The organism is Stenotrophomonas maltophilia group sp. Smal17, assembly GCF_030237045.1.
Taxonomy (GTDB): Bacteria; Pseudomonadota; Gammaproteobacteria; order Xanthomonadales; family Xanthomonadaceae; genus Stenotrophomonas; species Stenotrophomonas forensis.
In genome coordinates, this window is record NZ_JASJSU010000010.1 from 37120 (window position 1) to 46186 (window position 9067).

A 9067-nucleotide genomic window follows, 5' to 3' on the forward strand; every position below is an offset into this window, starting at 1 on the left:
CGCTAGGGGATTGCCGGCCAGCGGCCGCCACTACCACCCTTCACAGCACCGCTTCGATTGCGCTGCGCAGCTGCTCCGGCGTGGTGGTCGGAGCATGCCGCGACACCACCCTTCCCTTGCGATCGACCAGGAACTTGCTGAAGTTCCATTTGATGCGGGCAATGCCCAGCAGGCCGCGCTTCTCGCGTGACAGCCATGCCCACAGGGGATCGGCGCCGCTGCCGTTGACCTCGATCTTCTCCGACAAGGGGAAGCTGACCGGATAGTCCAGCGAACAGAACTGGCGGATCTGCGCGGCATCACCCGGCTCCTGCGCGCCGAACTGGTTGCACGGAAAGCCGATCACCACCAGGCCGCGCTCGCGGTAGTCCTGCCACAGCTGCTCCAGCCCGGTGTACTGCGGGGTGAAACCGCAACGGCTGGCGACGTTGACCAGCAGCAGCGGACGGCCCTGGAACTGCGCCAGCGCCTGCGGCTGGCCATCGAGGTCACGGAAGCTGAAATCGTAAGTGGTGGTCATGACGGCGGGCCGTGGCGGTGATTGCATGGTACCCGCGCGCGGCCCCGGCAACATGCCTTTTGACACAAGTGCGGGTGCGGCCGCCCGGGTTACCCTCGGGCCCTTGTTTGCCTTACCGGAGCTATTACCTTGACCACTCGCCTTGCCCTTGCCGTGGCCATGACCCTCGGCCTTGCCCTGCCCGCCTATTCAGCCGGCGCCGCCACCGCGGCCGCCAGCACCACCGCCCAGCAGGCCAATCCGTTCTTCGCCGATAGCCCGCTGCCGCTGCACTTCCCGCAGTTCGACAGGATCAAGGACAGCGACTTCGCCCCGGCCTTCGACGCCGGCATGGCGCAGCAGCTGAAGGAAGTGGAGGCGATCGCCAACAACAAGGCCAAGCCGACCTTCGACAACACCATCATCGCCCTGGAAAAGAGCGGTGACATCCTCGACCGCGCGACCACCGTGTTCTTCAGCCTGGTCGGCGCCGACACCAACGACACCCGCAAGAAGCTGCAGGCCGACTACTCGGCCAAGTTCGCCGCGCACAGCGATGCGATCGCACTGAACGGCAACCTGTTCGCCCGCATCCAGGCGCTGTATGACACCCGCAGCCAGCTGGGCCTGGACGCCGAAGGCGTGCGCCTGGTCGAGAAGTACTACGACAACTACGTGCGCGCCGGCGCCAAGCTGTCCGAGGCCGACAAGGCCACGCTGAAGGAGATGAACGCCGAGCTGGCCAACCTGGGCACCAAGTTCAGCCAGAACGTGCAGTCGGAAGTGAACGCTTCGGCGATCACCGTCGACGACGTCAAGGAGCTGGCCGGCCTGTCCAAGGAGCAGATCGCTGCCGCCGCCGAAGCCGCCAAGGCCCGTGGCCTGGAAGGCAAGTACGTGATCACCCTGCTCAACACCACCGGCCAGCCGCCGCTGACCAACCTGGCCAACCGCGCCCTGCGCCAGAAGATCTACGAAGCCTCGGTCAGCCGTGGCAGCCGCGGTGGCGAGTTCGACAACACCGCACTGGTCTCGCGCATCATGCAGCTGCGTGCCGACAAGGCCAAGCTGATGGGCTTTGCGAACTTCGCCGCTTACAACCTGACCAACCAGACCGCCAAGACCCCCGAAGCGGTCAACGCGATGCTGGGCAAGCTGGCCCCGGCTGCCGTGGCCAACGCCAAGCGCGAAGCGGCCGACCTGCAGGCGATGATCGACCAGGAACAGAAGGCCGCCGGCAAGAAGACCTTCGCCCTCGAACCGTGGGACTGGGCCTTCTACAGCGAGAAGGTGCGCCAGGCCAAGTACAACTTCGACGAGTCGCAGCTGAAGCCGTACTTCGAAATGAAGAACGTGCTGGAGAACGGCGTGTTCTATGCTGCCGGCCAGGAATTCGGCCTGACCTTCAAGCAGCGTACCGACCTGCCGGTCTACCACGATGACGTCACCGTCTACGACGTGTTCGACGCCGACGGCAGCCAGCTGGCGATCTTCATCTTCGATCCGTATGCGCGCGCCTCCAAGCGTGGCGGTGCGTGGATGAACTCCTACGTTTCGCAGTCCAAGCTGACCGGTTTCAAGCCGGTGGTGGCCAACCACCTGAACATCCCGAAGCCGCCGGCCGGCCAGCCGACCCTGCTGACCTGGGATGAGGTGAACACCACCTTCCACGAGTTCGGCCACGCGCTGCACGGCATGTTCTCCAACGTGAAGTACCCGTACTTCTCGGGCACCTCGGTACCGCGCGACTTCGTCGAGTTCCCCTCGCAGGTCAACGAGATGTGGTCGGACAACCCGGCCATCCTGAAGAACTACGCCAAGCACTACCAGAACGGTTCGGCGATGCCGCAGGCACTGCTGGACAAGGTGCTGGCTGCGGCCAAGTTCAACCAGGGCTTTGCCACCACCGAGTACCTGGGTGCGGCAATGCTTGACCAGCGCTGGCACCAGATCGGCGCCGACCAGGTGCCGGCCGCCAAGGACGTGATGGCCTTCGAGCGCGCTGCGCTGGAGAAGGACGGCATCTACTACGCGCCGGTTCCGCCGCGCTACAAGACCCCGTACTTCAGCCACATCATGGGTGGCTACTCGGCCGGCTACTACGCCTACATCTGGTCGGAAGTGCTCGATGCCAACACCCAGAAGTGGTTCAAGGACAACGGCGGCCTCAGCCGCAAGAACGGCGACCACTTCCGCGCCACGCTGCTGTCCAAGGGCGGCAGTGTCGACGCGATGCAGCTGTTCCGCGATTTCGCCGGCCACGAGCCGCAGATCGAACCGCTGCTGGAAAAGCGTGGCCTGACCGGCGCCGGCAACTGATCGCCCGTGCGCTAGCGTGAAACGAAAACCGCCCGGGAGACCGGGCGGTTTTTTCATGCGCCATCCACGCATGGCATGGATCTACGGGTGGGGGCCGATCGTTGGTCGGCACGATCCTTCCGGGCCATGAACCCCGGCATCGTCCATACACGCCTGGCGTGGATCTACTGGCAGTCATCGCGGCGCGATGTACCCGCCCGGCACGCCTTCCGGCGACAGCACCAGCTGCCACAGCTGCGCGTGCCGGCAGCGGAAAGTCGCCATCGACCCGGCCAGGTAGAAACGCCACATGCGCCGGAAGTGCTCGTCATAGCGCGCATCCAGTCGCGGCCAGGCCGCTTCCACGTTGCGCCGCCACGCCTGCAGGGTCAGGTCGTAATCAGTGCCGAAGTTGTGCCAGTCCTCCAGCACGAAGCGTCCTTCGAATGCCTTGCTGATCTGCACCGCCGACGGCAGCATCGAGTTCGGGAAGATGTAGCGCGCGATCCATGGATCGGTTCGATGCCGCGAGATGTTGGTGCCGATGGTATGCAGCAACAGCAACCCGCGTGGCGACAGGCAGCGCCTGGCCACCTCGAAGAAACTGGAATAATTCTTGTCACCGACGTGCTCGAACATGCCGATCGAGAAGATCGCATCGAACGGCTCGTCCAGTTCGCGGTAGTCCTGCAGGCGAATCTCGATCGGCAGCCCGGCGCACAACTCACGGGCGAACTCGGCCTGCTCCCTGGAGATGGTCACGCCGACGCCGCTGACACCGTAGCGCTCGGCAGCGAACTTCAGTGCCTCGCCCCAACCGCAGCCGATGTCCAGCACGCGCTGGCCCGGACGCAGGCCCAGCTTGCGGCAGACCAGGTCGAGCTTGGCCTCCTGCGCGGCGTCAAGATCATCGGCAGTGCGCCAGTAGCCGCAGCTGTAGACCAGGCGCGTTCCGAGCATGGCCTGGTACAGGTCATTGCCGAGGTCGTAATGGCGGCGGCCGACCTCGTAGCTGCCCTGCCCGGCCTGCAGGTTGAACAGGCGCGCCTTCAGCGCATCGGCCACTTCGCGCCAGCCATGCACCCGTTCGTCCAGGTGCGCCTGCATCAGATGGACGAGGAAGTCGTCCAGGACGTTGGCATCCCACCAGCCGTCCATGTAGCTCTCGCCGAGGCCGAGCGAGCCGTGCGCCATGACCCGCGCGAAGAAGCGCGGATCATGCACCTGGATGTCCTGTGGCTGGGTGCCGCCGATGCGGACCCCGGCTTCCTGCAGCAGGCCGGCGACCCGCTCCTGCAACCCTGTATCCACGCCACCTCCTCGACTGCGGTCAACCGCGTGCGAACAGCTCCACGTAGTCCTTGGCCACGTGCGGCAACAGCACCGCCGCCGGTACATCGGCGGTCTGCGTGCCGTCCGAGTATGGACCCACCTGGTAGGGCGGGAAAACAAAGCGCAGCGCGGTGATCTGCCCCTTGTCGTCGGTCAGCGGCTGGAACTGGCTGAAATTGTCGGCCTGCGGGCCGGTACCGTCGGCAATCATGCGCGATGCGTTGCGCAGCGATTCCTGCAGCTGGGCCGGGTCCATGTCCTCGCCGCTGAGGCGGGTGGCCACGCGCTCGCGCAGCTGGTCGGCGACGAAATCGCTGATCGCCTTCCAGCCCTTGGCATCGGCCACCAGCTTTTCGGCGCTGAGCATCTGCTGGTGCTGCGGCAGCCACACGAAGCGTGCCACCAGTGGCTCACCGTGGGCGCCTCCGGTATAGCGGCTGCCATCGGCACTGACCACCACCAGCTGCGGGGTCTCCAGCAGCTTCTCGAAGCTCAGCGACAGCTCGTAGGGCATGGTCGGCTTGTCGTTGCCGAGCCCGTCCAGTGCCTGCTGCAGGTCGCTGCGGGCGCTGGTCGCATAGTCCTGCAGCGCGCGTGCCAGGCCCGGATAACGGTCGATGCCGGCCGGGTAGCTGATGCCCACCACTTCGCGCTCGTTGTTCTCGATCACGTCGCGCAGATCCAGCGGCGCTTCCGTGGTGGGTGTCTCGCCCGCGACCGGGGCCTCGGCGGCGGGGGCCGCGTCGGTCGCCGGTGCCGGCTCGCTCTCACGCTGGCAACCGGCCAGCAACAGCACGCCCACCACGCCGGCCAGCACGCTGCCGCGCAATGGCCGGTTGTTTCCAATCTTCATCGGGATCCCCTGTTCATGTTTGTACATCATCGCCTGCCATGGCTGAAGCGTGGCCCGCCGGCATCAGCCGACGAGCAGGTCGTGATACTCCTCGTGCCGCTGCAGGAAGGCCTCGGCATACGAACACGCCGGCACCACCTTGTATTTCTGCTCGCGGGCGAAGCGCAGCGCGACGCGGGTCAGCTCACCGGCAATACCGCGGCCGGCAATCGGCTCGGGCACTTCGGTGTGGGTGATGACCATGCGCCTGCGCTTGATCTGGTAATCAAGCACCGCCAGTTGTCCTCGGACACGGGCGGTGAAGCGATGGCTGGCCAGGTCGTGTTCGACCTCGTAGGCCAGACCGGGGGGCGTGACCGAAGCCATGGAACTGTCTCCTGCGGCGACTGCGTGGATGGTGCGCAGCCGGGCGCCATGATCGCGTGAAGCCTGAACAGGGGCAAGTGCGGTCCATTCACGTCAGTTTTCGACCCTCAAGCTGGAGGGCGGGCGGCCGCTATCGCCTGTGGAGGGGTACGGCCAGGCTGGCACGGCCCTTGCGACCGTAGACCATGCGCATCACCGCGGAGGCCCCGATGCACCCCAGCGATCCCCATTCCGATACCGACCGTGCCCTGCTGGAGGGCCTGCTGCAGCTGGCAGTGGAAGGGCAGACCGAAGACCAGGATTTCCAGCGCATCGGCGAGGAAGTGTTCGCCCGCCTGCTGGACACCTACGGGCAGCAGACCACGGCCTGAACCGGCCGGGGCGGATCGCTGCCGATCCGCCCCCGTTCCCACCCTCAACCGCCGCCGAGGCGGAAGGTCGGGTTCGAGAGTTCGCGCAGGAAGTGGTTGAAGATGCTCGGCTGCATGGCCAGCATGAAGATCACGCCAAACGCCGCACCGGCCAAGTGTGCGCTGTGGTTGATGCGATCACCACCGCGCTTGTCCATCCAGATGCTGTAGCCGACGTAGAACGCGGCATAGATGATGGCCGGCGCCGGGATGAAGAACACCAGGATGATCGACCACGGCTTGATCAGGATGAAGGCGAACAGCACCGCCGACACCGCCCCGGATGCACCGAGGCTGAGGTAGTTCGGGTTCTTCTGGTTCTTCAGGTAGCTGGGCAGGATCGAGACCAGCAACGCGCCGATATAGAACGCCGGATAGGTCAGGTAGCTGCCGGTCAGCTCCACCATCACGCTCTCGATGAATCCCCCGAAGAAGAACAGGGTGATCATGTTGAAGATCAGGTGCGACCAGTCGGCGTGGATGAAGCCATAGGTCACCAGCCGGTCGTACTGGCGATGGCGGTCCACGGCGGGCGGCCACAGGATCAGGCGGTCGGCCAGCTTGCGGTTGTTGAACGCCATCCACGAAAGGATGGCGGTGATGGCGATCAACAGCAGATTGACGGGGGTCATGTCAGGCTCAGGCGCTACGGTAGTTGTCGACCATACGATAGCGTTTCGCGTACCAACCGAAGGCCAACGCCGCGATGAAGGCGAAGCCGGCGAAGAAGAACATCAGGAACGCCGCCTCGCTCAGGCCGGTGCCGGCGATCTGGTGGGTCACCGTGTCGTTGCGCACCGCGGCGTTGGACAGCAGCACCCACAGGTTGCCGATGGTGGTGGTCAGGTTCCAGAAGCTCATCACCACGCCCTTCATCGCCTGCGGCGCCTGGCTGTAGGCGAACTCCAGGCCGGTGGCCGAGACCAGCACCTCACCGAAGGTCAGCAGTGCGTACGGCAGGATCTGCCAGAAGATCGACATGGCATTGCCGCCGTCCATCACCACCTGGATGCCACCGATGACGATCCAGGCCAGGCCGCTGAAGGCGATACCGGCGGTCATGCGGCGCAGCGCGGTCGGCTCGAAGCCGAAGCGGCGCAGCGCCGGGTACAGCACCAGGTTGTTGAAGGGAATCAGGATCATCACCAGCAGCGGGTTCAATGCCTGCATCTGCGAGGCGGTGAACCAGCTCGGCATCTGCATCTGCTGGCCCTGCAGGACCCACGTCGAGGCCTTCTGGTCGAACAGCGAGAAGAACGGCGTGGTCAGCGCGAAGATCACCAGCACGCGCAGCACCGAGCGCACGCCTTCCACGGCTTCGGCCGGATGCTGGCCGCGGGCACGGTCCAGCTGCAGCCAGGTGCCGCCGCCGATGCCGGCCAGGATGGCGACCAGCGCAAGGCACAGGCAGATGACGATGCCCAGCGAGCCGACCAGCCCGAACGAGGCCACGGCCAGCACCAGGCCGAGCGCGGCGATCACCAGGCCCGGACGGCCCTGCCCGGCAACGCGCGCGGTCAGCGCGGTACGCACCACGTTGGCGAACGAATGCGGGTCCTTCGGCGGCAGCGGCACCAGCACGTAGCGCTTGCGGCCCAGCCAGAACACGAAGGTGGCTACGAACATCAGGATGCCCGGGATGCCGAACGCCCACTGCGGGCCCCAGTTCTTCAGCACCAGCGGGATCAGCAGCGAGGCGAACAGCGAGCCGAAGTTGATGATCCAGTAGAAGGCGTCGAAGACGAGCTTGGCCAGGTGCTTGTTGCTCTGGTCGAACTGGTCACCCATGAACGAGGCCACCAGCGGCTTGATGCCGCCAGCGCCGAGCGCGATCAGTCCCAGGCCAAGGAAGAAGCCTTCGCGGCTGTTCTCGAACAGCGCCAGGCACAGGTGGCCGGCGCAGTAGACCAGGCTGAACCAGAGGATGGTGTGGTACTTGCCAAAGAACCTGTCGGCCAGCCAGCCGCCGAGCAGCGGGAAGAAGTACACGCCGATCATGAAGCTGTGCATGATGTCCTTGGCTTCACCGGCACGGCCTTCCGCAGTGATTTCCTGCAGCAGCAGCGAGGTGATCAGGAACTGCACCAGGATGTTGCGCATCCCGTAGAAACTGAACCGTTCGCAGGCCTCATTGCCGATGATGTACGGAATCTGGCGCGGCATCCTTCCCTGGCCGGCGATGGGGGCAACTGCGTCGTGGCTCATCCTGTAAGGCATTCCTGCAAAGCGAAAGGCGCAAGGTTACCGGAACCGGGGCTTGCGAAGCACGCTGCAGGGCTGCATGACAACGGTGCCAATCCATGGCAGGCGCTCCTGGCTGTGCCGGAAGTCACGGCACCTGCACGACAAAAGCGTAAACTTATCGTTATGCGCCCCCTCGCCTACGCCCGACTCCTGCTCAGCTGCCTGCTGCTGTTGCCGGCGTTGCAGGCCCAGGCGCGGCCGCAGGCGCCGGCCTCGGCCAGCAGCGAGGGTGAGCCCCGGCAACTGACCGTGGCCGCACTGGAACTGCCCAGCCGCGACGATGCGCAATGGAAGCAGCGCCGCGAGCAGGTCGCACAACTGTTGACCGACCTGCAACCGGACGTGATCTCGGTGCAGCAGGTGCTGCAGCAGCAGGGCCGCAACCCGGCCTGCTGGCTTGCCAGCCGGCTGCGCTACAGCTGCGACTTCGTCACCGCCGATCCGCCCAGCCAGCCGCTGCGGCATGGCAATGCCATGCTGACCCGGCTGCCGGTCAGCGAGGACGGCGTCACCCTGCTGCATCCACCCGGAACGTTCAGCGCGGCCGGCATGATGCGGCTGAAGCTGGGCCAGGCGCTGGTCAACATCTACGTGGCGCGGCTGCGCCCGGAGCCGGACGAGGCCACCGCGCGCCAGCACCAGACCAACGACCTGATGACCTGGATCGGCGCCACCGCCGAGGGCATGCCGAGCCTGATCGCCGGCGACTTCTCGGCCTCCACCGTGGAACTGGTGCGCAGCACGCCCGGCTTCCAGCCGGCCCGGCGCAATCCTGGCGGCCGCCCGGAACCGCCAGCGGCCAGTGGCGGTGGAGCCACCGGCCATGGCCTGGACGTGCTGTTCCAGGTCAAGCATTTCGGCGGCATCCGCCAGCAGCCGATCCTGCTGCCGGCCGATGGCGACCTGCCCGGCCTGCGCCTGGGCGTGATGGCAACCTTGCGCCTGCAGGGCGATACAGCCACCGCGGAATAGCCCCGCCTTCGGCTGCGGTGGGTGACGGTTGTGGGTGCCGACGGTGGGTGCCGACCTTGGTCGGCACATCCCTGCCGCGCGCGCACCCTCTCC

9 protein-coding genes are annotated in these 9067 nt (G+C 65.8%); 3 read left to right on the forward strand and 6 right to left on the reverse strand.

Annotated elements, in window-relative coordinates:
* Positions 1 to 40: 40 nt before the first annotated feature.
* Positions 41 to 520, reverse strand: coding sequence for a glutathione peroxidase (locus tag QRO93_RS04770; RefSeq protein WP_180879726.1), 480 nt, complete (start codon positions 518 to 520; stop codon positions 41 to 43).
* 129 nt (positions 521 to 649) lie between these two features.
* Here QRO93_RS04770 and QRO93_RS04775 point away from each other — a divergent pair, with 129 nt between their 5' ends.
* Entirely contained in the window at positions 650 to 2818 is a 2169-nt protein-coding gene (locus QRO93_RS04775) for a M3 family metallopeptidase (protein ID WP_180879728.1), read from the forward strand.
* Positions 2819 to 2992: 174 nt separating this feature from the next.
* Here the strand turns inward: QRO93_RS04775 and cfa are convergent, their stop codons facing one another.
* From cfa to QRO93_RS04790, 3 genes are read right to left on the reverse strand one after another with little or no spacing between them, the layout of a single operon-like run.
* Positions 2993 to 4108, reverse strand: coding sequence for a cyclopropane fatty acyl phospholipid synthase (cfa, locus tag QRO93_RS04780; protein ID WP_180879730.1), 1116 nt, complete (start codon positions 4106 to 4108; stop codon positions 2993 to 2995).
* Between the two features lie 19 nt (positions 4109 to 4127).
* Positions 4128 to 5009: a DUF3298 and DUF4163 domain-containing protein gene (locus tag QRO93_RS04785; protein ID WP_180879732.1), complete on the reverse strand. Its 882-nt coding sequence runs from the start codon at positions 5007 to 5009 to the stop codon at positions 4128 to 4130.
* Positions 5010 to 5045: 36 nt separating this feature from the next.
* Complete coding sequence (locus QRO93_RS04790) at positions 5046 to 5348, reverse strand: GNAT family N-acetyltransferase (protein WP_006377679.1); 303 nt, start codon at positions 5346 to 5348, stop codon at positions 5046 to 5048.
* Positions 5349 to 5557: 209 nt separating this feature from the next.
* Between QRO93_RS04790 and QRO93_RS04795 the strand changes: the two genes are divergently transcribed.
* Positions 5558 to 5719, forward strand: coding sequence for a hypothetical protein (locus QRO93_RS04795; RefSeq protein WP_166671555.1), 162 nt, complete (start codon positions 5558 to 5560; stop codon positions 5717 to 5719).
* Between the two features lie 44 nt (positions 5720 to 5763).
* Here QRO93_RS04795 and QRO93_RS04800 read toward each other — a convergent pair whose 3' ends face one another.
* Together QRO93_RS04800 and QRO93_RS04805 are read right to left on the reverse strand one after the other, a co-directional pair.
* Positions 5764 to 6390 (reverse strand): rhomboid family intramembrane serine protease, encoded by a 627-nt coding sequence (locus QRO93_RS04800; protein WP_049458513.1) that lies wholly within the window; start codon positions 6388 to 6390, stop codon positions 5764 to 5766.
* A 7-nt stretch (positions 6391 to 6397) separates the two neighbouring features.
* On the reverse strand, positions 6398 to 7963 hold the full coding sequence (locus tag QRO93_RS04805) for an oligopeptide:H+ symporter (protein WP_008267858.1): 1566 nt from the start codon (positions 7961 to 7963) through the stop codon (positions 6398 to 6400).
* Between the two features lie 162 nt (positions 7964 to 8125).
* Here QRO93_RS04805 and QRO93_RS04810 point away from each other — a divergent pair, with 162 nt between their 5' ends.
* Positions 8126 to 8974 carry an endonuclease/exonuclease/phosphatase family protein gene (locus tag QRO93_RS04810; RefSeq protein WP_053450274.1) on the forward strand — a complete coding sequence of 283 codons (849 nt, stop codon included), beginning with the start codon at positions 8126 to 8128 and terminating at the stop codon, positions 8972 to 8974.
* Positions 8975 to 9067 lie beyond the last annotated feature (93 nt).

Excerpts from the sequence above, each read along its gene's own strand:
- QRO93_RS04770 (WP_180879726.1), bottom strand. The coding sequence starts at position 520 with ATGACCACCACTTACGATTTCAGCTTCCGTGACCTCGATGGCCAGCCG.
- QRO93_RS04785 (WP_180879732.1), bottom strand. The coding sequence starts at position 5,009 with ATGTACAAACATGAACAGGGGATCCCGATGAAGATTGGAAACAACCGG.
- QRO93_RS04795 (WP_166671555.1), top strand. The coding sequence starts at position 5,558 with ATGCACCCCAGCGATCCCCATTCCGATACCGACCGTGCCCTGCTGGAG.
- QRO93_RS04800 (WP_049458513.1), bottom strand. The coding sequence starts at position 6,390 with ATGACCCCCGTCAATCTGCTGTTGATCGCCATCACCGCCATCCTTTCG.
- QRO93_RS04810 (WP_053450274.1), top strand. The coding sequence starts at position 8,126 with ATGCGCCCCCTCGCCTACGCCCGACTCCTGCTCAGCTGCCTGCTGCTG.
- QRO93_RS04790 (WP_006377679.1), bottom strand. The coding sequence starts at position 5,348 with ATGGCTTCGGTCACGCCCCCCGGTCTGGCCTACGAGGTCGAACACGAC.
- QRO93_RS04805 (WP_008267858.1), bottom strand. The coding sequence starts at position 7,963 with ATGAGCCACGACGCAGTTGCCCCCATCGCCGGCCAGGGAAGGATGCCG.